Annotated in this window: 22 protein-coding genes; 7 read left to right on the top strand and 15 right to left on the bottom strand. The window is 61.6% G+C overall.

What is annotated here, in order from left to right:
• Position 1: 1 nt before the first annotated feature.
• From AU074_RS31030 to cpaB, 5 genes are read right to left on the bottom strand one after another with little or no spacing between them, the layout of a single operon-like run.
• Complete coding sequence (locus AU074_RS31030; protein WP_076017957.1) at positions 2-883, bottom strand: type II secretion system F family protein; 882 nt, start codon at positions 881-883, stop codon at positions 2-4.
• A gap of 10 nt (positions 884-893) precedes the next feature.
• Positions 894-2165, bottom strand: coding sequence for a CpaF family protein (locus AU074_RS31025; RefSeq protein WP_076017956.1), 1272 nt, complete (start codon positions 2163-2165; stop codon positions 894-896).
• Positions 2162-3355, bottom strand: coding sequence for a pilus assembly protein (locus AU074_RS31020; RefSeq protein WP_076017955.1), 1194 nt, complete (start codon positions 3353-3355; stop codon positions 2162-2164). Before AU074_RS31020 ends, AU074_RS31025 begins: the two co-directional genes overlap by 4 nt.
• On the bottom strand, positions 3352-4581 hold the full coding sequence (locus AU074_RS31015) for a type II and III secretion system protein family protein (protein ID WP_076017954.1): 1230 nt from the start codon (positions 4579-4581) through the stop codon (positions 3352-3354). The genes AU074_RS31020 and AU074_RS31015 overlap by 4 nt, the downstream gene beginning before the upstream one ends.
• Positions 4582-4600: 19 nt before the next feature.
• On the bottom strand, positions 4601-5530 hold the full coding sequence (cpaB, locus tag AU074_RS31010; protein WP_076017953.1) for a Flp pilus assembly protein CpaB: 930 nt from the start codon (positions 5528-5530) through the stop codon (positions 4601-4603).
• A 332-nt stretch (positions 5531-5862) separates the two neighbouring features.
• Here cpaB and AU074_RS31005 point away from each other — a divergent pair, with 332 nt between their 5' ends.
• Together AU074_RS31005 and AU074_RS31000 are read left to right on the top strand one after the other, a co-directional pair.
• Complete coding sequence (locus tag AU074_RS31005) at positions 5863-6063, top strand: Flp family type IVb pilin (RefSeq protein WP_076017952.1); 201 nt, start codon at positions 5863-5865, stop codon at positions 6061-6063.
• Positions 6064-6122: 59 nt separating this feature from the next.
• On the top strand, positions 6123-6530 hold the full coding sequence (locus tag AU074_RS31000; protein ID WP_076017951.1) for a response regulator: 408 nt from the start codon (positions 6123-6125) through the stop codon (positions 6528-6530).
• 153 nt (positions 6531-6683) lie between these two features.
• On the opposite strand, the gene AU074_RS30995 is transcribed toward AU074_RS31000, so the two are convergent.
• From AU074_RS30995 to AU074_RS30975, 4 genes are all read right to left on the bottom strand, one after another.
• Entirely contained in the window at positions 6684-8369 is a 1686-nt protein-coding gene (locus AU074_RS30995) for a ShlB/FhaC/HecB family hemolysin secretion/activation protein (RefSeq protein WP_076017950.1), read from the bottom strand.
• A gap of 175 nt (positions 8370-8544) precedes the next feature.
• Positions 8545-10251: a collagen-like triple helix repeat-containing protein gene (locus tag AU074_RS30990; RefSeq protein ID WP_256576990.1), complete on the bottom strand. Its 1707-nt coding sequence runs from the start codon at positions 10249-10251 to the stop codon at positions 8545-8547.
• A 292-nt stretch (positions 10252-10543) separates the two neighbouring features.
• On the bottom strand, positions 10544-11392 hold the full coding sequence (locus tag AU074_RS30980) for a MaoC family dehydratase (protein ID WP_076017948.1): 849 nt from the start codon (positions 11390-11392) through the stop codon (positions 10544-10546).
• A 2-nt stretch (positions 11393-11394) separates the two neighbouring features.
• Entirely contained in the window at positions 11395-12747 is a 1353-nt protein-coding gene (locus tag AU074_RS30975; protein WP_076017947.1) for a 3-oxoacyl-ACP reductase, read from the bottom strand.
• Positions 12748-12861: 114 nt separating this feature from the next.
• Between AU074_RS30975 and AU074_RS30970 the strand changes: the two genes are divergently transcribed.
• On the top strand, positions 12862-14139 hold the full coding sequence (locus tag AU074_RS30970) for an acetyl-CoA C-acetyltransferase (protein WP_076017946.1): 1278 nt from the start codon (positions 12862-12864) through the stop codon (positions 14137-14139).
• A gap of 267 nt (positions 14140-14406) precedes the next feature.
• Positions 14407-15306 carry a PA4780 family RIO1-like protein kinase gene (locus AU074_RS30960; RefSeq protein WP_076017944.1) on the top strand — a complete coding sequence of 300 codons (900 nt, stop codon included), beginning with the start codon at positions 14407-14409 and terminating at the stop codon, positions 15304-15306.
• 142 nt (positions 15307-15448) lie between these two features.
• On the opposite strand, the gene cueR is transcribed toward AU074_RS30960, so the two are convergent.
• The 3 genes from cueR to AU074_RS30945 all read right to left on the bottom strand — a co-directional run bounded on the left by cueR (position 15449) and on the right by AU074_RS30945 (position 18612).
• Positions 15449-15850: a Cu(I)-responsive transcriptional regulator gene (gene cueR, locus AU074_RS30955; RefSeq protein WP_076017943.1), complete on the bottom strand. Its 402-nt coding sequence runs from the start codon at positions 15848-15850 to the stop codon at positions 15449-15451.
• Entirely contained in the window at positions 15847-18048 is a 2202-nt protein-coding gene (locus AU074_RS30950) for a cation-translocating P-type ATPase (protein ID WP_076017942.1), read from the bottom strand. The genes cueR and AU074_RS30950 overlap by 4 nt, the downstream gene beginning before the upstream one ends.
• Positions 18049-18231: 183 nt before the next feature.
• A complete protein-coding gene (locus tag AU074_RS30945; RefSeq protein WP_003211148.1) occupies positions 18232-18612 on the bottom strand; it encodes a hypothetical protein in 381 nt (126 codons plus the stop codon).
• 147 nt (positions 18613-18759) lie between these two features.
• On the opposite strand from AU074_RS30945, the gene AU074_RS30940 reads away from it, so the two are divergent.
• Both AU074_RS30940 and AU074_RS30935 read left to right on the top strand, forming a co-directional pair.
• Positions 18760-18960: a heavy-metal-associated domain-containing protein gene (locus AU074_RS30940; RefSeq protein ID WP_076017941.1), complete on the top strand. Its 201-nt coding sequence runs from the start codon at positions 18760-18762 to the stop codon at positions 18958-18960.
• An 86-nt stretch (positions 18961-19046) separates the two neighbouring features.
• Positions 19047-20240 carry a multidrug effflux MFS transporter gene (locus tag AU074_RS30935; RefSeq protein ID WP_076017940.1) on the top strand — a complete coding sequence of 398 codons (1194 nt, stop codon included), beginning with the start codon at positions 19047-19049 and terminating at the stop codon, positions 20238-20240.
• A gap of 5 nt (positions 20241-20245) precedes the next feature.
• Here the strand turns inward: AU074_RS30935 and AU074_RS30930 are convergent, their stop codons facing one another.
• The 3 genes from AU074_RS30930 to AU074_RS30920 form a co-directional block, all read right to left on the bottom strand.
• Positions 20246-20425: a hypothetical protein gene (locus AU074_RS30930; RefSeq protein WP_003211153.1), complete on the bottom strand. Its 180-nt coding sequence runs from the start codon at positions 20423-20425 to the stop codon at positions 20246-20248.
• A gap of 145 nt (positions 20426-20570) precedes the next feature.
• Positions 20571-21584, bottom strand: a complete 1014-nt coding sequence (locus tag AU074_RS30925) for a zinc-binding alcohol dehydrogenase family protein (RefSeq protein WP_076017939.1) — start codon at positions 21582-21584, stop codon at positions 20571-20573.
• Positions 21585-21611: 27 nt separating this feature from the next.
• Positions 21612-21905 carry a putative quinol monooxygenase gene (locus AU074_RS30920; RefSeq protein WP_076017938.1) on the bottom strand — a complete coding sequence of 98 codons (294 nt, stop codon included), beginning with the start codon at positions 21903-21905 and terminating at the stop codon, positions 21612-21614.
• 117 nt (positions 21906-22022) lie between these two features.
• Between AU074_RS30920 and AU074_RS30915 the strand changes: the two genes are divergently transcribed.
• Positions 22023-22952 carry a LysR family transcriptional regulator gene (locus tag AU074_RS30915; RefSeq protein ID WP_076017937.1) on the top strand — a complete coding sequence of 310 codons (930 nt, stop codon included), beginning with the start codon at positions 22023-22025 and terminating at the stop codon, positions 22950-22952.
• Positions 22953-23010: the final 58 nt, after the last annotated feature.

The raw sequence follows: 23010 nt of genomic DNA, 5'->3' as shown, positions 1-23010 counted from the left end.
CTCATACGCTCCGTAGCATGCGCCATAGGGCCACGCAACCGAGTACCTGCATGCCCAGTGCGACAAACAGCAGGATGCGTCCGGTGGTGTCATTCCACATGGTCATCAGGTAGCCCGGGTTGATCACCATGAAATACCCCACCATCGCGATCGGCAGGCCCGCCAGCACAAAGGCGGTGACGCGGGTTTCGCCGGTCATGGCCCGCAGTTGCCGGGCGGCTTGCTCGCGCTCGCGAATCATCTTGATCAGGTTCTCCAGGAGTTCGCTGGCATTGCCGCCATAACGGTGGTTAACCTTCAAACCAAGGGCGAACAGACGGAACTCGTCCTGCTCGTAGAACTCGGCGAAGTCGTGGGCGGATTCCGGCAGGCTGACGCCCAACTGCACGTTGCGCTGGATACGCCCCATGGCTCTTTTGAGCGGGTCGTCGGCGGCTTCGATACCACCGAGCACTGCGTCGGCCAGGGTGCGGCCCGCCTTGAGACTGCGCACGGTGTGATCCAGCAACTGCGGCAATTGCTCGATCATGCGCTTGAGTCGACGCTGGTAGCGCCAGGCGATGTACACGCGCAACGCCAGCGGCGGCAATACCAGCATCGTCAGCAGGCCGATCCAACTGGCGACCATCAGCCCCAGCAGCGCGCTCAGGGCCCAGGCGGTCAGCCACAGGCCGAGGCTGTCGGTGGGTTTGCCCAAACCGGCGCGTTGAAACATGCGCTCCAGGCCGCTCCACTGGTTAGTCGCTTCGACGAGTTGCGGCTGGCCCTCGGCAAGCCGGTCCAATACCCGCTCGGTTTCGGCCCGGCGTATGCCGTTTTGAAATAGCCGGATCGACAGGCCGATCAGGATCACGCAGATAAGTATCAGAATAGGCCCGGTCATACTCACATCCCTATAAAGGCAATGCCGGCTCGCGGCGCAGTTTGTCGCCGGCAGGGTTGACCGCCTCGCGCAGGAAGCCGAAACCGGTGCGCCGGTCATAGCGAAACAGCGTATTGGTCACATACACGTCTTCACGTACGCCCACCACCTCCACCACTTCACTGACGCAGCGCCGACCGTCTGGCAGGCGCGTCAGTTGAATCACCACATCGAGGGCCGCGCAGATCATTTGGCGCAGGGTTTTTTCCGCGACCACCCGGCCGGTCAAGCCCACCAGGGTTTCCAGGCGCAGCAGGGCGTCCTGGGCATTGTTCGCGTGCAAGGTACTCATGGAACCGTCGTGGCCGGTGTTCATCGCGGTGAGTACGTCGAGTACTTCCACACCCCGGATCTCGCCGAGGATGATCCGGTCCGGGCGCATCCGCAGCGCGTTGCGGATCAGGTCGCTAGCCTTTACCTCACCGTGACCCTCGGCATTCGGCGGGCGTGTTTCCAGGCGTACCACGTGGGGATGGCCCAGTTGCAGTTCGGCCACGTCTTCGATGGTGACCAGCCGCTCCTGGGGGTTGATCAATTGGCTGAGAATGTTCAACAGCGTGGTTTTACCGGTGCCCGTGCCGCCGCTGATCAGGATATTGCAGCGCTTGCCCACTGCTTCCTGGAAGAACTCGAAAATGTGTTGGTCGATGGTTTGCATCGCTACCAGGTCGCTGCTCTTGAGCATGTCCTTGCGAAATTTTCGGATCGACAGGCAGGGACCGTCGAGGGCAATCGGCGGGATGATTGCGTTGACCCGGCTGCCGTCGGGCAGACGCGCATCGACCATCGGCGACGACTCATCGAGGCGTCGGCCCAGGGGCGCAAGGATGCGTTGCATGACGCGCTCTACGTGATGCGCATCGATGAAACGCAGGTCGCTCTGGTGCAGCAGGCCGTCGCGTTCGATAAACACCCGGTGCGGGCCGTTGACCAGAATTTCGGTCACGGACGGGTCGCGCAGAAGCACTTCCAGCGGGCCGAATCCGGTGAGTTCGTCGACGATTTCTTCCGCCAGGCGCTCCATTTCATAACGGGAGATCGCCAGGTGCATGCGGTTGATGTATTCGGCCACCTTGTCGATGACAAATTGCGCCAGGACCTGGCGCGAGCCTTCCAACAGATTTTTTCCCGACTCTTCGATGGCATCGATGATGTAGCGGTGCAGCACCAGTTTGAGACCATCGTGGTCCGTGTTGCCAGCGCTGCCGCGGGCGGGGGAGCCGAACAACTTTTCACCGTTCATTTGCCGGTACCCAGCAATCGGTCAAGCCAGCGGTTCGAGGGCTTGGCCAGGCCTTCGGAGCGTTTTGCCAGGCGTTCACCAAGGCTTTTCAGGCCTTGGGTAAGGCCCTCCCGGGGCGACAAGGCGAACAAGGTCTGGCCCTGGTTTTTCGCGTTCAGGCGAACCTCCGGGCTCAACGGCAGCACCGCGATCACCTCCAGCCCGAAACTCTTGCCCAGGGCTTCGGAGTCCGGCGCGCAGCTTTTCACGTAGCGGTCTACCAGCAGCTTGGCATGCTCCAGCTTCATGCCCTTTTCCCGCCACTGATTCAGTACGGCGAGGTTGCGACGGCAGTCGAGTACGTTCTGGTCGGTGCACCACAGCAGCTTGTCGCAATGGCTGACAAAGGTGCGCAGGGCTTCACTATCCGGCTGGCCGGTGAGGTTCACCACGATGTGATGGAAGTGTTGGCGCAAGGCACTGAGCAGCATGTACAGCTCGGCGGCGCTGGTCAGTTCCATGGGCTCGTCACTGGCGGTATAGGCCAGGATGCGCAAGCCTTCTTCGGTGGCGGTGAAGGCACTGTTGATCAGGGTAGTGTCGAGGCGCCTGAGGTGGCGCAGGGCGTCACCGAAATTGAATGAGCTTTCCAGCCCCAGCAGCGCCAGGCTGTCGCCCCTGGGCAGGCCCAGGTCCAGCAGCAGGGTTTGCTGCCCGCTCTTTTGCACTACCAGCGCCAGGTGGCTGGCGAGCAGTGCGCCGTCGGCATTGCCCTGGGTGCCATAGAGGACGGTCAGGCCGCCGAGGAGGGCATTGGATGTCACGGGAGGCAGGCGTTTGCTCAGGCGACGCACCAGCCCGGCGACTTCGCTGGAGCGCGAACCGTAGGCGACGAAATCCCGCGCGCCGGCACGCATCGCATTCAGTACCAACTGGTTGTCCATGCCGTCGCCGAGGGCGACGATGGCGAGCATCGGTTTGGCTTCCAGAGCGCCTTCGATGAGTGCGCTCTGGGCCACCACGTGCTCACGGTCGAGACCAACGAACACCAGGTTGGCGAAGGTCACGTCCACCAGGGCGAGCAATTCGTCGAGGCTGCCGCCACCGGCACTCACCACTTGGCCAAGGGGGGCGAGTGCGCCCTGCAGCCATTCCAGGTCGGTGGTATTGCGGGTAATTGCCAGGAAAGTCTGGCTCAGGCTATCGCTCATTGGGACAGCCCATTGCTACGGTCGAAGTTACCGTTTTCCAGGAAGTACAGGCGATACCAGTTCGGGTCGTAGTTGCGTAGGTTCTCGCCAGGTAATGAGGGCAATTGGGCGTTGGCAGCCAAGGGTTGGACCAGGTGCGGGGTGACGATCATCAGCAGCTCCTTTTCCTGGCGGTTGATCGAGGAATCACGAAAGAACGCCCCCAGGATCGGGATGTCACCCAGGCCCGGAAATTTACTGATGGAGGTGGTGTTGTTGCTGCTGATCAGGCCGCTGATGACGAAGCTTTCACCGTCGGCCAGGGACACACTGGTGTCGGTTCGGCGAATGGTCAGGGCCGGCACTGAGATGCCCTGGATGGTCACGGCGTTTGTGTAGTCCAGCTCGCTGACCTCCGGGGCGACCTTGAGGGAAATCCGGTTATGGTCGATGACGGTTGGCGTCAGCGTCAGACGAATCCCAAACTCCTTGTATTCGATCGAGATGGTGTTGCTGGCGGCACTGGGCACCGGGATCGGCACTTCACCGCCAGCCAGGAATGTTGCGCTTTGACCGCTCAGAGCTACCAGGCTCGGGCGCGCAAGCGTATATGCAAAGCCGCTGCTTTCCAGGGCATTGATCATGGCCGAGATCTTGCCTCCGCCGAAGCCGATGTTGAAGGTACCGTTATTGACCGCTTGCCCGCGGAAGCTGTTGGTGGGCGGCGCTGGCGCCGTCCCATTGCCGGGGCTGCCAAACAGGAAGTTGCCGCCTTGGCCGAAGAGCGAGGTACTGGCCTCCTTAAGCTTGGTTCGCGTCACTTCGACGAAGCGAATATCGGTCTGTACCTGGCTCGGCAGCGTGGGGTCGTCCGAGGGTGAAAGTGACAGGCTGGTTAGCGCGGAAGTGGCCTTGCCCTTGACGAACACCATGCTCTGGCGAGGTGCGCTGGCGCAAGCCGTCCATACCATCAGGCTGGTGGTGCCGGAGCCGACGCCGGTCAGCAGGAAACCACGGTCGCCATTGAGGTGTACGTCGGCGACTTTCGGGTCACCGATCGCCAGGCGGGTAATGGCCACGGGCGATTGCAATTCCTGTTGCAAACCTTCGCCCACCGAGAGGGTGGCGGGCAATTGTCCCAGGCTGCTGCAGTTGCCCGGGGCTGCGAAGGCAATACCCGCGGGCAGGCTCGACAGCAGCAGGGCACAGGCCAATCGCGTGAACACCGGTGCGTAACGACGGGTCATTCAAGGCATCCTTGTTCAGTCAGGGCGTTTTTTGGTTCGTTTGATTGCCGCGGATGATCTCAATCTCGGCGCGCGGCTGGCTTCCCTGGGCGACTTTTTTCGGCGCTTGGGCGAAGGCCAGTTGGGTGAATTGATAAAGGTCGCGGTTGGCGCTTTGCACGTTGCCGGGCGAAGTGCTTTCACCGGCCCAGTACTGGCTCAGCAGGTGCTCGTCGGCGCTGCGCACGGCCAGGCGCAAGGTGCCGGCCTGGGAAGCCAGCATCAGACGGCTCAGCAGTTGTTCGGGCACTGCGAGCACCACGGTGCGGGCGGCGTTGCCGCGTTGGGCCTGTTGTTTTTTCTCTTCAGCGGTAAGTGGCTGCGAGGCTGGGGAGCCATCGTTGGCCAGGCCCAGCTGGTCACCGACACTGAGAAGGCGCATGGCCGGAATCACCACTTGTGCCGACTGTTCCAGGTTGGTGGTGTCCTGGCGCAGGTACAGCAGCACGTCCACATAGTCGCCGGGACTCAATTGGCCGGCCACGCCGATGACCTCATCAACGGCCACGGCAAGGGCGCGTTCATCCGGGCGAATCATCCGCGCCAGCGGGCCACCGGGTGTGAAGCTTTCCTCGTTCAACCAGGTGCCGGCGTGCAGGGTTCTCCAAGGGATACGGCCGATGGCCTGGTCGACGCTGGTCAAGCTGCCGGCGGGTACCGTGCGCAGTTTTTCCACGGTCAGGTCGGCAGCATTGAGGGCGACAAAGGGCGGTACATCGTGTGCCAGCACTACCACCGGCTGGCGGGTCTGGTCTTCAACTACCGCGACGGCGGGTTGCGCCGGCGTGGCCTGTGGGGGCGGCTGGACTACGGGCGCTGGTGCGCGACTTAAGACCAGGCCCCAGTAACCGGCAAACAGCGCGCCAACCAAGAGCACTCCGGCCAGTATCATGCTGATACGAGTGTTCATGACGGCTCTCCTTTTCACTGTTGCACTGCAACCTGCCTATCCGGACAGGCTAATGACGCAACCTGGCTGCTGTGAACATTTAACTAACTATTTCGCTATTTGAAGGTAGTTCAGCTAGGACGAAATGCCATTACTGACAGCAAGATTTCTTAATGGATACAAATGTAGCCCTGAAAACCACGGTTTCAAGGCGTCAGAAAAACCACCACTACTTTGTGATTAATCATTTCTTACAGTTGTGAGGGTGAGGTTTGTTGACAATGCTGAGGTGGCACATCGCAATTATTGTGCGGCATCGTGATAGGGCGCTTGGTCGCCAGAGGAGAAGTCTTATGTTCCTTGATCTTTTGATGAAACTTCACGTTCAACTCCACTTGCTTTTTCATCGCAAAGACGGCGCTACGGCGATCGAGTACATTATTCTTGTAGCGGTCGTAGCACTGGTTGTGCTGGCTGCTGGGAATTTGCTTGGGCCGCAGATCACTGCCATGTTTGCCAGGATCCAGGCGGCAATTACTCCCGCTACTCCTTGACCTTCAAGCAGTAGCCTATGAGCACACCCGTCAGCACTTGGCCAAGTTAGGTATTGCTCATGAACACGGCTGCACATGCCCGCCAGCAGATTCTGTTGGTGGACGACGAAGAAGATGCCCTCATTGAACTGGCGGAGTCGCTGGAGAATGAGGGCTTTGTCTGTTTTACCGCCACCTCGGTTACCTTCGCTTTGCAAGAGCTGACCCTGCACCCCGATATCGCCCTCGTCATCACCGACCTGCGCATGCCCGAGGAAAGTGGTATTTCCTTGATCAAGCGCCTGCGCGAACACACCGCTCGCCAGCACCTGCCGGTGATCGTCATGTCTGGCCATGCCGAGATGGATGATGTCAGCGATATGCTGCGTTTGCAGGTACTGGACCTGTTTCGTAAGCCGATCTATTTGGTGCGCTTGATCGACACCCTCAACAACCTTTTCCCCATCCCCAAAATCAGGCTGATGTAGCAGCGAGCTTGTGTGGGAACGGGCTTGTGTGGGAGCGGGCTTGCTCGCGAAAAACGTCAACGATAACGCGGGCAGTCTGGTTTCCCGCGTTGTCTGGACATTCTTCGCGAGCAAGCTCGCTCCTACAGTAGAGGGCGGAGTTGGCAGCAGGGGTCAGAGTTGGTAGCTGAAACTCAGCGTGTACCGCGGCCGGCGATTGAAGCTGTCTAGGGCAATGTCCGACATTGGCTTGGCCGCTTCCAGCGCGATGTTGTAGTACTTGTTGTCACCGAAACGCAGGCCCACCGCTGCCGATGACATGTTGTTGGCCTTGACCGGCAACTCGTTGAACCAGGTCTTGGCCTTATCCAATACCACATACGGCTGCAGGATTTTTACCCATTCGCCGCTGCGGTTGAAGCTGTAGTTGACCTCATACGCCACGCCCCAACCCTTGTCGCCCGAGCCCTGGTCGTCGGGGTAGCCACGCCCGAAATTCTGCCCGCCGAACGTCGCGCGTTCGCTGTCGGGCAGGGTGTCGTTGCTCCAGTAAACGGCCGCCGAGGCGACCCCTTGCCAGTTATCGAAGAACTTGTCGCTCTGCACGCCCGAGAGGCGCAGGCGGAAGAAGTCGATGTCGGGTTTTATGCCTTCGAAGTCGCTGCGAGTCTTGGCGCCCAGGCCGTCGATGCCCTGGTACAGGCCGGCGCTGAGGATGCGCAGTTGGCGCGTGTCGGACTTGCGCCAGTCGCCTTCAAAAGCCAGGGCGCGCAGGTTGGTTTCCAGGTCGAAACGTTGAGGGAATCCCACCAGTTGATAGCGGGTGGTTTGGTCTACGGCATAGAGCCGTGTGCCCAGGGTCAGCGACTCGGTGGGGGAGGCGATCAGCGGATGGCTGAGGCCAACGGAGTAGCGGTCGATTTCCTGGTGTGGCTTGAGTTCAAAACCGCCGTCCAGTTGCACGTTACTGCGCGGGTCGGCGCGGTAACGTTCGGCGTTCACCACCAGTTGGGTGCCCTCGGCGTTGACGAATTGGCTGTAGCCCAGGCGGTAGTAGTGCTCCTTGTCTTCGCCAGGCGGGAACAGGCCGCTGAGGCTCAGTTGCTCACCCATGGAGGTCTGGGAATTGCTGGTACCGGTGATCAGGGCTTGCAGGCCACCACGGCTGTCGTCGGTCATGCTCATGCTGCTGGTGAAGGGTTTGCGCGAGGCCTGGATCTGCATGTGTGTGCCGCCATCGGTAGTGCCCGGCGGCGGTACTTGCGCCTGCAGCGTCACACCCGGAATACGCCCCATCAGCGTGGTGTAGCGTTCGAAGGTCTTGCGGGTCAGTGGGCGCTCGCCCAGCAGCTTGGCCGCCAATTTGTCGACGTAGGCCGAGACTGAGCCGATGTCGCCCTGCACGTTGTAATCCTTGATGTAGCCCTCCACCAGTACCACGTGCACCAGGCCGTTTTCGAAGCGCTGATCAGGCAGGTAGGCGTAGGACAGCAGATAGCCGTCCTGCTGGTAGCGGCGGGTGATGCCGCGGGTGGCTTCGATCAGTTGTGAGACGGTGGTTTCATGACCGATCAGCGGCTCGAAAACCTGGGCCACGTCCTTGAGCGGGTAGATCGTTCCGCCGTCGATTTGCAGCTTGCGGATGGTCACTTTGGTGTCCATCAACAGTGGCTGATTCTGGGTAGCGGCCGGCTCGGGCAACTGGGTCTGCGGCGTGACCGGACGATAGGCGTCGGCGGGTAGATTGGGCACCGGCAGGTTGCGAATGGTGTCGTTGCTGTTGAGGAAGCTGGGCAGGGTCTCGGCGTGGACACTGGCAGCAATCAGGGTGAGTAGAAACAACGGCGTCGAGGCGCGCATAGGACACTCCATGGTCAAACTGCAGCAGCGTTTCGCGGATTCCCGCCGGGCTCTGGGGCGCGGTTCGGGAGGGCCTTTCACTGGCCAATAAAAAAGACGAGAGACTCATTGGAATCTCTCGTCTCAACCAAGCGTAGGCGCTGGAGGGGAGGCCGTCTAATGGCCAGGTGCAATTCTATTTTTTGCCGGTCAGCCCGCCGAGCAAGCCGCCCAGGCCACCACCGGTGTTTGTGTTTGCAGTGCCTCCGGCGGGAGTGCCACCACCTACATTCAAGCCGCCGAGCAGGCCACCACCGCTACCGCTGGTGCCGCCGGTGACCAAGCCACCCACCGAGCCGACCGTATTGCCGACTGCATTCAGCGTACCGCCTACGGCGTTGGTGATCGGGTTGGCGTTGGCTGCCGTCAGGTTGGTACCCAGGCCGCTGACTGCGCCGCCGACTTGGGTGACCAGACCGTTCACCGGTGCACCGATGCCGGTAGTGGTACCGATGTTTTGGGTCAGCCCGGCAACACCCGAAGTCACTGGGTTGAGTGCGGCGCCGACATTGGTCGTCAGAGCAGCGACTGGAGCGGTGGCGCCGGTGTTGGCTACACCGTTGCCGCCAATCAGAGTGCCGAGGGACGCGACGGTGTTGCCCACCGCGCCGCCGGTGATGCCTGCCGCACTGACAGCACCATTGGTGTTGCCGATATTCAGGCCGTTGCCCACGTTGGCGACGAGGCCACCGACCAGTTCAGGCAGACCCGATTGCGGGGTAGTGGTTGCCGGATTGACGTAGCCACTCGACTTATCAAGGGTGTTGCCAACACCGGTCAGCGCGCCGCCTACGATAGTCCCGAGAGGGTTGCCTGCACCGCCCGCGCTGGCCACTTGGCCACCGAGACCTTTGACCGTGGCCCCGACTTTGTCCAGTACGCCACCGACAGGATTGCCCAGGCCGGTTTTATTACCCAGGTTGCCGGTGGTGTTTTCCACCAGGGAGACGACGGGTACCAGTACGCTTTTGCCGACCGTATTGGTCAAACCGCCCAGTGGTCCGGTGGTGCTGGCCGTGCTCAAGGTGTCGCCGAGCATGGTCACGGTTTGGCCGACCTTATCGACCAGGCCGCCTGCTGTGCCACCCACGCCCCCGGTTAAACCACCGACCACGGGAATGCCACCCAATGTAGTGCCCAGGGATTTACCGGTGTTGGAAACGCCGGTACCCAAGTCGGCCACGCCGTTGGCGACGCCGGCAACAGTGATGCCCAGGGAATTGCTATTGGTACCCAGTGTGCCCAGACCGTCGGTCAGGCCGGTGCCGATGCTGTTGACGGCAGTGCCTGTCGCGGTGACGAGCCCGCCAGCAGTGGTGCCGACAATGGGGACAGTGGTGAGGGTTGAACCCAGGTCGCCCACCGCGGTGCCGACGTTGCCGACGACACCGCCAACAGCGCCCACTACCTGGCCGGTGACCAGCGGAGTGGTCGAACCTGTACCGCCACCAGTGCCGCCACCTGTGCCACCACCGGTACCGCCGCCAGTGCCGCCACCTGTACCACCACCGGTACCGCCGCCAGTGCCGCCACCTGTACCACCACCGGTACCGCCGCCAGTGCCGCCACCTGTACCACCACCTGTACCACCACCTGTACCTCCGCCAGTACCACCACCAGTACCGCCACCAGTACCGCCATCAGTGCCGCCGCCGGTACCACCGCCAGTGCCTCCATCTGTTCCGCCGCCAGTGCCACCACCTGATCCGGCGCCGGCATCCGGAGAAGACGCGGCGACGCTACTGTGATGACCACCACCACCGCTGCTGCAGCCTCCGAGGCTTACTGCCAGAATCAGGGCCAGCGCGGTACTTGCTTTCCACAACACGACTTGAGTTTTCATGATTGAGTTCCTTGCACCTGGTACAGCCTTTGTTGTTATCGAAGTTCGCTGTTTCTAAGGGCAGCGATACATTCGTCCGTTATGGCTATAACAGACCCGGGCACTTCTTCTCGCAATGCTCAACTTGGTATTAACGATTTATATACAGGCAGGATGGGTCCGCTTAGTGACTAATACCAAGGGTATATGGGCGGGAGGGTTGCAAAGCAGGATGGGTTTAAAATCATGGGGTTAATAAACTTAGCGGGCTATCGATAGCCCGCTATAACTTAAGGTGTATATATACAATTAATCAGGCGATAGGCCGCCAACGTCCCGTCATATGCTCAATGTCCCCGGCCCCCTTTAGTTGCAACTCACCGCTTGAGCCGGCGGCGCTCGCCCATAAGGTCACTTCACTGGGCAAGCGCACCGGCTTTTTAAACTCGACGTCTATCTCAATATTGGCTGCGGGTAAGTGTTCACCCATTTCGGCCAGTGTGCGTGCCGTGTTCCATAGTCCATGGGCAATTGCCTGGGGGAAGCCAAACAACTTGGCGGTGATCGCACTCAAGTGAATCGGGTTGTAGTCGCCGGACACCCGAGCGTAACGGCGTCCGATATCGGCGGGGGCTTTCCATCGGGTCAACTCGCTGACGCTGACGGGGGCTTGCAACGCGTTATCCGCCGCAACGCCATCGAGTTTCACGCCTCGACAGAGCATCCGGCTTTCGGCTTCCCACAGCAGCCCCAATGAATCCTCGACCGTGGTCACGATATCGAAAGTCGCGCCCTTGGCATGGGGTTGCAAGTTCTGCGCGTAGACACCAACCGTCAGGTCGCTCACACCCCCCAAGGGGCGCAGGATGCGGATCCGGTTGCTCAGGTGAATCAACCCCAGCAATGGGAATGGAAACGCCTTGTCGGTGAGCAACTGCATCTGCAGGCCGAACGCCAGGATGTGTGGATAAGTGGCCGGCAGCACCGGGCTCTCGGCAAACCCGCAGACCTTGCGATAGGCGGCCACCTCCTTGGGGTTGACGCTGACCCGGCAGCGCAACCCTTGTTCGGGTAACGTGGTGCCGGTGATCTTGCGCTTGAGCGCCGCACGCCAATACAGCGGCGGCAGAAACGGGGTGCTGCCTAATGTTTGCCACTCCATGCTTACGCTCCCAATAGACTTTGCCCACACACTCGCAACGCTTGCCCGCTGACCGCGCCCGAACCCGGTTGACCGAGCCAGGCAACCGCTTCGGCGACGTCCTGGGGCAAGCCGCCCTGGCCCAGCGAACTCATACGGCGCCCGGCCTCACGCAAAGCGAAGGGAATGTGCGCGGTCATTTGGGTTTCAATGAACCCTGGGGCCACGGCATTGATGCTGATCCCGCGTTCCCCCAGCAACGGCGCCCACGCCTGGGCCAGGCCGATCAGCCCGGCCTTGCTCGCGGCGTAATTGGTTTGCCCGCGATTGCCGGCGATGCCGCTGATGGACGCCAGCAGCACTACGCGGCCGTTGTCGTGCAGGGTGCCGTTATCCAGCAGTGCCTTGGTCAGCACTTGCGGCGCGTTGAGGTTGACCGCCAACACCGCGTCCCAGTATTCCGGGGTCATGTTGGCCAGGGTTTTATCGCGGGTGATGCCGGCGTTGTGCACCACAATGTCGATGCCGTCCGGCAGGTGTTCGATCAACTGCGTGGCGGCGTCTTCGGCGCAGATATCCAGGGCGACGCTGCGGGCACCCAGGCGCGCAGCCAGTGCGTCGAGGTCGGCCTTGGCTTGTGGCACGTCCAGCAGAATCACTTCGGCGCCATCACGGGCCAGGGTTTCGGCGATTGAGGCGCCGATGCCGCGTGCGGCGCCGGTCACCAGCGCCTTGCGCCCGGCGAGTGGTCGGGTCCAATCCTCGACCTGGGTCGGGCAGGCATTTAAACGAATCACTTGGCCGGAGATGTAGGCGCTTTTAGGTGAGAGGAAGAACCGCAGTGCACCTTCCAGCTGGTCTTCGGCGCCGTCGCCCACATACAGCAATTGCAGGACGCCGCCGCTGCGCAGCTCTTTCGCCAACGACCGGCTGAAGCCTTCAAGGGCGCGCTGGGCGCTGGCGGCAAACGGGTCGCTGAGGCTTTCCGGAGCGCGGCCGAGGATCACCAGATGTGCGCTGTGATCGAGGTTCTTCATCAACGGCTGGAAGAATTCCCGCAGCTGCTTGAGTTGATCGGTGTGCTGCAGTTGGCTGGCATCGAACACCACGGCCTTGAGCTTGGGCCCGTGGCCGGGAATCCAGGTGGTTGCCGTCGACGGTTCGGTGCCGTAGCTATAGATAGCGTCGGTCAGCTTATTGGCGAACGGCAGGATTTTTGTTGCCAGCGGGCCGCCGCCGATCAGCAGCTCACCCTCCACCGGGCGCAGGCGTCCGGCCTGCCAGCGTTCCAGGCGCACCGGTGACGGCAGGCCAATGGCAGCGACCAGGCGATGGCCGAGGCTTGAGTTGGCGAAGTCGATATAACGGTCAGACATGGAACGCTCTCCGAGTGCTGGGGTTCAAACGGTGGACCATCAATAGGTGAAAGTCGTTCGATTGAGCCTAGGCTAGTCTCAAAGACTCACCCCACAACCTTCAGGGAGCTTTCCATGACTCAATTGCGCCGTGTAGCGATCATTGGCGGTAACCGCATTCCCTTCGCCCGTTCCAATGGCCCTTACGCCACGGCGAGCAACCAGGCGATGCTGACCGCGGCCCTGGAAGGCCTGATCGAACGCTACAACCTGCACGGCCTGCGTATTGGCGAGGTGGCCGCCGGGGCGGTGCTCAAGCATTCCCGGGACTTCAACCTGACCCGCGAGTGTGTGCTGGGCTCGCGCCTGTCGCCGCAGACCCCGGCCTACGATATTCAGCAGGCCTGTGGCACGGGGCTGGAAGCCGCGTTGCTGGTGGCGAACAAGATCGCGCTGGGGCAGATCGAGTGCGGGATTGCTGGCGGCGTCGACACCACGTCTGACGCGCCGATCGGGGTGAATGAGGGACTGCGCAAAATCCTGCTGCAAGCCAATCGCAGCAAATCCATGGCGGATAAATTAAAAGTCCTGTTACAACTTCGTCCCCATCACCTCAAGCCGGAGTTGCCGCGTAACGGCGAACCGCGCACCGGGTTGTCCATGGGCCAGCATTGCGAATTGATGGCGCAGACCTGGCAGATTCCCCGCGCCGAGCAGGATCAACTGGCGTTGGAAAGCCACCAGAAAATGGCCGCGTCTTACGCCGAGGGCTGGCACAACGATCTACTCACGCCCTTTCTCGGCCTGACCCGCGACAACAACCTGCGCCCCGACCTGACCCTTGAAAAGCTCGCCAGCCTCAAGCCCGCCTTCGAGCGAAGCGAAAAGGGCACCCTTACCGCTGGCAATTCGACGCCGCTGACCGACGGCGCCTCGTTGGTGCTTCTGGGCAGTGAAGCCTGGGCCAAGGAGCGTGGCTTGCCGATCCTTGCCTATCTGCGTGATGGCGAGGCGGCGGCGGTGGATTTCGTCAACGGTGCCGAAGGCCTGCTGATGGCGCCGGTGTACGCCGTGCCGCGCTTGCTGGCCAGGAATGGCCTGACGCTGCAGGACTTCGATTACTACGAGATCCACGAAGCCTTCGCTGCCCAAGTGTTGTGCACGCTGAAGGCCTGGGAAGATCCGGAGTATTGCAAGACCCGCCTGGGGCTGGACGCACCGCTGGGTTCCATCGACCGCAGCCGGTTGAACGTCAAGGGCAGCTCATTGGCCGCTGGCCATCCGTTTGCCGCCACTGGCGGGCGTATCGTCGCCAACCTGGCCAAGCTGTTGGACGCGGCCGGCAAGGGCCGGGGTCTGATCTCGATCTGCGCCGCCGGGGGGCAGGGCGTCACCGCGATTATTGAGCGCTGAATGACACTATGGATGAACAGCCACCCCTTGTAGGAGCGAGCTTGCTCGCGAAGGTCGTTAACGAAGACGCTGGCGCCCTGAATCAACGCGGCGCCCTCAGGTTTTTCGCGAGCAAGCTCGCTCCTACAGGGGATCGCAGATTAATTTGGCATATTGGATGCATTCTTAAGCGGTCAAAGGTCGGTACCCTCTCCCCGCGGCGAGAGGATTGCCGTATAACGAGTGCCATACGCGTGTTTGGTAATAAAGGACCCACAATAAAAGCTGATGAAGACTCCTAAACGCATTGAACCCCTGATCGAGGACGGTCTGGTCGACGAGGTGCTGCGCCCACTCATGAGTGGTAAAGAAGCAGCTGTTTATGTGGTGCGCTGTGGCAACGAGTTACGTTGCGCCAAGGTCTACAAGGAGGCGAATAAACGAAGTTTTCGTCAGGCGTCCGAATACCAGGAAGGCCGCAAGGTCCGCAACAGCCGTCAGGCCCGGGCCATGGCCAAGGGCTCCAAGTTCGGCAAGAAAGAAACCGAAGACGCTTGGCAGAACGCTGAGGTAGCGGCGCTTTTCCGTCTGGCAGGTGCGGGCGTTCGCGTGCCCAAGCCGTACGACTTCCTTGAAGGCGTGCTGCTGATGGAGCTGGTGGCCGATGAATACGGCGACGCCGCGCCGCGTCTGAACGACGTGACGCTGGAGCCGGACCAGGCGCGTGAATACCACGCCTTCCTGATTAGCCAGATCGTGCTGATGTTGTGTACCGGCCTGGTGCACGGTGACCTCTCCGAGTTCAACGTGCTGCTGACGCCGACGGGCCCGGTGATCATCGACCTGCCCCAGGCGGTGGATGCGGCGGGCAACAACCACGCGTTCACCATGCTGGAACGGGATGTGGGCAACATGGCTTCCTATTTCGGGCGCTTTGCCCCGGAATTGAAGAAGACCAAGTACGCCAAGGAGATGTGGGCGCTTTACGAAGCCGGCACTCTGCACCCGGCCAGCGTCTTGACTGGCGAGTTCGACGAGCCGGAAGAGTTGGCTGACGTGGGCGGTGTTATCCGCGAGATCGAAGCGGCGCGGCTCGATGAAGAGCGTCGCCAGGCGATCCGTGCGGCAGACGATGCGCCACCGAGCAAGGCGTCGGAAGAGCCTCCACCGCCGCCTTGGATGCAGTGATCCAACGGCGAGTGGATATCCAAATGTGGGAGCGGGCTTGCTCGCGAATGCGTAGTGTCAGTCAATACATCAGTTGACTGATCCACCGCTTTCGCGAGCAAGCCCGCTCCCACATTTGCTTTGTGCAGTCAGTTAAATCTCGTCAGGCGCAACAACTGCCCGACGCCAGTTCCTTGAGAATCGGGCAATCCGGCCGATGATCACCCTGGCAGTGTTCCACCAGGTCCTGCAACGTATCGCGCAACTGCCCCAACTCGCGGATCTTCTGGTTCAGCTCATCGATATGCTGGCGGGCCAGCGCCTTCACGTCGGCACTCGCACGGCCCCGGTCCTGCCAGAGGGTCAGCAACTTGCCAACCTCCTCAAGGGAAAATCCCAAATCCCGCGAACGCTTGATAAACGCCAGGGTGTGCAAGTCATCGGCACCATAAATGCGGTAGCCGCTGTCGGTGCGATGGGCGGCTTTCAACAAGCCGATGGACTCGTAATAACGAATCATCTTGGCGCTCAGGCCACTTTGGCGTGCTGCTTGGCCAATGTTCATGGACGTTCGTCCTCCAGATCCTTGGGTTTCCAGGTTTTCAACAGCAGCGCATTACTCACCACGCTGACGCTGGACAGGGCCATGGCCGCGCCGGCCATTACCGGGTTGAGCAGGCCGAACGCGGCCAGCGGGATGCCGATCAAGTTATACACAAAGGCCCAGAACAGGTTCTGTCGAATTTTCGCATAGGTCTTGCGGCTGATTTCCAGCGCGGCGGGCACCAGGCGTGGGTCGCCGCGCATCAGGGTGATCCCGGCGGCGTGCATGGCCACGTCGGTGCCGCCACCCATCGCGATGCCGATGTCGGCCGCGGCCAGGGCCGGTGCGTCGTTGATGCCGTCACCGACCATCGCGACCACGCCGGTCTTCTTCAACTCGGCGACGGTAGCCGCCTTGTCCGCAGGCAACACCTCGGCGTGCACGTCGTCGATGCCCAAGGCTTCGGCGACCACGCGGGCGCTGCCACGGTTGTCGCCGGTCAGCAGGTGGCTGCTGATATGCCGCGCCTTGAGTGCTTGTATCGCTTGCAGCGCCCCCGGCTTGAGCGTGTCGCCGAAGGCAAACAAACCCAGCACGCGGGGCTGCGGGCTTTGCTCGATCAGCCAGGACAAGGTGCGGCCCTCCGCCTCCCAGGCGCTGGCCGAGTCGGCGAGGTCGCCCGTGCTCAAGCCGGTCTCTTCCAGCAGGCGACGGTTGCCCAATGCCAGTTGCCGCCCGTCGAGAGTGCCTGCGATGCCGCGCCCGGTAAGGGATTGGCTGGCGCTGACATCGGCCACGTTCAGGCCCTGTTCGGCACAGGCGTCCAGCACCGCCTTGGCCAGCGGATGTTCACTGCCGCGTTGCAGCGCCCCGGCCTGTTGCAGCAGGGCCGCTTCATTGCCATCGACGGCGGCCAAGTGCGCAATTTTCGGTGCGCCGGAGGTCAGGGTGCCGGTCTTGTCGAATACTACGGCGCTGACTTCATGGGCGCGCTCCAGGGCTTCGGCATCCTTGATCAGGATGCCGTGGCGGGCGGCGACGCCGGTGCCGGCCATGATGGCGGTGGGTGTGGCGAGACCAAGGGCGCAAGGGCAAGCGATGACTAACACGGTCACGGCATTGATCAGCGCAACTTCCAACGGAGCGCCATACAGCCACCAGCCGGTCAGCGTGGCCAAGGCCAGCACCAGCACCACCGGCACGAACACCTGGCTGACCTTATCCACCAGTTTCTGGATCGGAGCCTTAGCGGCCTGGGCGTCTTCCACCAGGCGGATGATCCTTGCCAATACGCTCTCTGCGCCAAGGGCCAGGGTGCGCACCAGCAGCCTGCCTTCGCCGTTGATGGCGCCGCCAGTGACTGCATCGCCAGGCTGCTTCGGCACCGGCAGGCTTTCACCGCTGATCAACGCTTCGTCGGCATGGCTTTGGCCTTCAACCACTTCGCCGTCCACCGGGAAGCGCTCGCCGGGTTTGACCAGCACCAGGTCATTCAGTTTGAGGGCGGTGATGGCAACGTCTTGCTCGCGACCGTCGATCACTTGAATCGCTCGCTCCGGGCGCAAGGCTTCCAGGGCGCGGATGGCACTGGCGGTCTGGCGCTTGGCGCGGCTTTCCAGGTATTTGCCCAGCAGCACCAGGGCGATCACCACCGCTGAGGCTTCGAAATACAGGTGGGGCATCGTGCCCGCGGACGCCGTGAGCCATTCATAGATACTCAGGCCGTAACCGGCGCTGGTGCCGATGGCTACCAGCAGGTCCATATTGCCGGCTCCGGCGCGTACGGCTTTCCAGGCGGCGATATAGAAGCGCGCGCCGAAGATGAATTGCACCGGGGTGGCCAGGGCAAATTGAACCCAGGCGGGGAGCATCCAGTGCAGGCCGAACGGTTGCACCAGCATCGGCAGCACCAACGGCGCGGCGAGCAGGATCGCCAACAGCAGCGACCAGCGTTCGTGGGTCAGGCGTTGTTCCTGGCTGGCCTGGGTGGCGGTTTCGCTTTGGGGCAGGGTGGCCGTGTAGCCGGCCTTGTCGACGGCGGCGATCAGGACGCTGGGGTCCATTTGGCCGAGCACTTCGATGTGGGCGCGTTCGTTGGCCAGGTTGACGCTGACGCTTTGCACCCCGGGCACTTTGCCCAGTGCCCGTTCAACCCGCCCGGCGCAACTGGCGCAGGTCATGCCGCTGATCGGCAGGTCGAAGGTGGTGGATCCGTTCATGGGCAATACTCCAAGAGAGATTGCCCATAGGATCAACCTTGACCTGCGGGGAAGGTCAAGGCGCTTTTTACTGTAGGAGCGAGCTTGCTCGCGAAAAGCTTGAGGGCGCCGCGTTCATTCAGGATAGGCGCGTTATCGTTCACGACCTTCGCGAGCAAGCTCGCTCCTACAGGTTTTCGGGGCTTAGTATTCCAGTGCGGCCGGCTTCAGGTACATGCCGTCCGGACCTTGCGCGATACGCAGCTTGCGCACGTCGCCCGCCTTCAACGTGATGTTTTGCGCCGGTGGTGCGAGCATGCCCGGCAAGCAGCCCTGGGATTGCCCCGGCAACAATTTCAGGCGTAGCGACACATTCCCGGCCGGCAAGTTGAAGGAGGTGGCCTGCTCCTGAAACAGCCGCCCGGCCAACTGGTCTTGAATGTACAAACCAATCTCGCAGTTGGTCGGCACTTCGAGGCGCTCCCGGGAAATGATCAGCACCGCATAATCTTCATCTGCGCTGGCCGGTGGCACAGCAGCAAACAAGCCCATCAGGCTGACAAGGCCAAAAAATGACCAGCGCATGGCGAATTCTCCGAGGTTCACATCGTGGATAGGTGCAGCTTGGCCGAGGGCGCGAATGAATGCCAGCCCGGCCGATGTTTTCAGAACTTGACCTTGCCATCGTGGCAAGGTCAAAACTGCGGGCAACCTCATCAAAGGAGTCATGTCATGCAAGTATTCAGCGTTGAAGGAATGACCTGTGGCCACTGCGTTCGCTCGGTCACCCAGGCGGTGCAGGATAAGGACCCGGCGGCCAGCGTGCGCGTCGACCTCGCGGCAAAGGAAGTTGGCGTGGAAAGCAGCGTGCTGTCGTCGGCGGAGGTGATCAACCTGATCAGCGAAGAAGGCTACAGCGTCAAGCTCGCCTGACTTTCTGATAGTTAGCGAGCTAACTTAATGTTCAAGGCACCCATGCCCGGCTAGACTGTCGAGCTGCCGACTCACCTGGGTGCCTGATGAACCTTCGTATAATCCTGATTTTGGGGGCCCTGAGCGCGTTCGCGCCATTGGCCATCGACTTCTACCTGCCGGGTTTCCCGGCCATGGCCGTGGCATTCGGCACTGACGAAAAACATATTCAACTGACCTTGGCCGTGTACTTCACGGGCCTGGCGATCGGCCAGTTGATCTATGGGCCGCTGGCGGACCGTTTTGGCCGACGCGGGCCGCTGCTCAGCGGCGTCACCCTGTTTACCCTGGCGTCGTTCGCGTGTGCGTACGCGCCTTCTCTGGAATGGCTGATCGGCGCGCGCTTCGTCCAGGCTTTGGGCGGTTGCGCGGGCATGGTGATCTCCCGGGCGGTGGTCAGCGATAAATGCGACGCGGTGGGCTCGGCCAAGGTGTTTTCGCAGCTGATGCTGGTCACCGGGCTGGCCCCGATCCTCGCGCCGCTGGCGGGCGGGGTGATGGTCGGTATCTGGGGCTGGCAGTCGATCTTCCTGGCGCTGACGGCATTCAGTGTGATGGCGGCCATCGCGGTAGCGGTCGGGCTGCCGGAAAGTTTCCCCGCCCATCAACCGCGCCAGCCGCTGTCGGGCGCGCTGCGCCAGTACGGCCGGTTGTTGTCGGACCGGGTGTACCTGGGCTATGCCTTGACCGGTGGTATCTCGATTGCCGGCATGTTTGCCTACATCGCGGGCTCGCCTTTCGTCTTTATCAAACTCTATGGCGTTCCCGCCGAGCACTATGGCTGGGTCTTCGGCTCCAACGCCGCCGGCTTTATTCTGGTGGCACAGGTCAATGCGCGCTTGCTGGCCTCACGCGGCCCGGCGTTTTTGCTGTCGCGCACGGTGTGGGTCTACCTGGCGGCGGGCCTGTCGTTGCTGGCAATTGCTGCCCTGCGCACTGACGCCTTGTGGCCTTTGCTGGTGCCGCTGTTTATCTGCATCGCCAGCCTGGGCTGCATTTTGCCCAACACCTCGGCCTGCGCCATGAGCGGGCAGGGCGCGCGGGCGGGCAGCGCGTCGGCGTTGCTCGGTTGCATTCAGTTCAGTGTGGCAGCTGGCGCGGCGTCGTTGGTCGGCGTGTTGCACGATGGCACGGCGATGCCGATGGCAATGGTCATCAGCTTGTGTGGCGTGCTTGCGGTGACGTTCGCGATGCTGACCCAGCGCCTGCAGCGCCAACGGGCACTGCAAGCGGCGGACTGAGCGGGTCAGCCAGCAGAACGCTGCTGGCTTTCGGGGAATCGGTGAGGGGCCTGGATACGGGTTTGCAGGGTGTCGGCAAACGCGCGGGCTTCGGCCTCACTGCGGAAGGTAAAGGCGTTCTGGTCGAGACGGACCTGCCATTTGTTGCCTTCGGATCTTGCTAGCGCTTTTATCAGGATCTTCATTGCTGACTTCCTCACGTAAATTGCGTGGCAAAGGCGGCCAATATAAACCCGAATACGCTCACAAATATGACAAGGATCAAGTCTCTGACTAGCGGTGTCGTCCATTACTCACATGAATAACAGACGACACTGACAGAACCTTTCGTTAGAACCCTTCCAGCACGATCTTGCCCTTGGCCTTGCCGCTTTCCAGCAGTTCGTGGGCGCGGCGCAGGTTGGCCGCGTTGATCACGCCAAAGTGCTCGCCCACCGTGGTTTTCAGGGTGCCGGCGTCGATCAGTTCGGCCACGCGATTGAGCAGGTTGTGCTGCTCGATCATGTCGCTGGTCTCGAACATCGAGCGGGTGTACATGAACTCCCAATGCAGGGACAGGCTCTTGCGCTTGAGCTTGCTGATATCCAGCGCCTTGGGATCGTCGATCAGCGCCAGTTTGCCTTGTGGAATCAGCGCTTCCACCAGTTGGTCCAGGTGCTGGTCGGTCTGGGTCAGGCTGGCGACGTAGTTCACCTGCGGATGGCCAGCGTTTTTCAATTCTTCGCTCAACGGTTTGCTGTGGTCGATCACCAGGTCGGCGCCCAGGTCCTTGGCCCAGGCTTGGGTTTCAGGCCGGGAGGCAGTGCCGATGACTTTCAGGCCGGTAAGCTGTTTCGCCAATTGGGTCAGGATAGATCCCACACCACCCGACGCACCGACGATCAGCAGGCTCTGGCCTTCATCGGTCTTGCCTTCGCGCACTTGCAGGCGTTCGAACAGCAACTCCCAGGCGGTGATGGCGGTCAGCGGCAGAGCGGCCGCGTCGGCGAAACCCAGGGTTTTCGGCATGTGGCCGACGATGCGCTCATCCACGGTGTGCAGTTCGCTGTTGCCACCGGGACGTACCAGGGAGCCGGCGTAGAACACCTTGTCACCGACCTTGAACAAGCTCACTTCACTGCCCACGGCCTTGACCACACCTGCCACGTCCCAGCCCAGCACTTTGGCGGCACCGTTTTCCGGGGCGACGTTCTGGCGCACCTTGGTGTCCACCGGGTTCACCGAGATGGCTTTGACTTCCACCAGCAGGTCGCGGGGGCCGGCGACCGGTTCTGGCAGTTCGATGTCTTGCAGGGATTTTGGATCGTTGATGGGCAATGCGGCGTAGTAGGCGATGGCTTTCATGATGGTTTCCAAAAAGGGGCCGGTTGATCAGGCAAGAAACTTCAGGCGCTTGAGTTCGAAATGCTCGAGCACGTCGGCAGCCTTGGCGCGGAAATTCTGGATATGGGCGCTCTGGTCGTGGTCGGCCAGCGCGGCGTCGTCGCTCCAGCGTTCGAGCATGTAGAAGGTCTCGGGGTGTTGCAGGTCCTGGTGCAGGTCGTACTGCTGGCAGCCAGCCTCGACGCGGGTCGGTTCCAGCAGCTCGCGCAGCAGGGTTTCCAGGGTGGCATGTTGGCCGGGTTTGGCGATCAGCGTGGCGATGACGTTAAAGGCAGCAGACATATTCGACTCCAGATACGTGATGAACGGGATGGACAGATGATTGGCTATTTCTCTCGAAGATAAAACCCGCTAAAAGAGCAGTCTCTTTCAACATTTTTTTGATAATGGGCGGTCAGCGTGCTGCGTTTTGATGACTTGCAGTTGTTTGTGCGTGCGGCAGACCTGGGCAGCCTTTCGGCGGCGGCGCGGGTCATGGACATGTCGGCGGCGGTGGCCAGCGCGGCGTTGAAGCGTATCGAACAGCAACTGGGCGCACGTTTGCTGGCGCGCTCCACCCGCAGCCTGCGCCTGACCGCCGAGGGTGAGGGCTTTCTGGAGTACGCCCGTGCCGCCTTGAGCAGCCTGGATGAAGGCCGGCGCTTATTGGCCAGTGGCCAGGACCAAGTCAGCGGGGTGCTGCAACTGTCGGCGCCGTCGGACTTTGGGCGTAACCAGCTGTTGCCCTGGCTGGATGAGTTCCAGCGCGAATACCCCGACCTGAGCGTACGCCTGCTGTTGGGCGACCGGATTGCCGACCTGTTCCGCCAGCCGGTGGACATCGCCCTGCGCTACGGCGAGCCGGAAGATTCCAGCCTGATTGCGCTGCCCATCGCCCCGGACAACTACCGCGTGCTCTGCGCCGCCCCCAGCTATCTGGCGCGGCATGGCGAACCGCGCCATCTGGAACAGCTCACCCAACACAATTGCCTGCTGTATATGCTCGGCAGCCGGGTGCATGACCATTGGGGTTTCAACGATGGCAAGCGCGACATCAGCCTGACCGTGACCGGCGACCGATTCAGTGACGATGCCGATGTGGTGCGGCGCTGGGCGGTGGCCGGGGTGGGTATCGCCTACAAGTCCTGGCTGGATGTCAGCTCTGATGTACTGGCCGGCCGCTTGCGCCTGATCCTGCCGGAGCTGCGAGGCGAGCGTACGCCGCTCAACCTGCTGTGCGCCCATCGCGCGCAACTGAGCAAGCCGATCAATCTTCTGCGGGAAATGCTCGTTGCTCGTTGTGCGACATTGACTGCGCAGTTGCCGGAGCGGTCCGCCCCTACACCCTAACTCCGGGAATATCGGGAAATTTCCTTCAGCCTCTGTCCTTGGTTGCGCTGTAAGACGG

It is taken from the genome of Pseudomonas sp. ATCC PTA-122608 (assembly GCF_001952855.1).
Lineage (GTDB): Bacteria > Pseudomonadota > Gammaproteobacteria > Pseudomonadales > Pseudomonadaceae > Aquipseudomonas.
Note: the sequence above shows the minus strand (reverse complement) of the source record. Positions and strands in the feature narration are given on the sequence as shown.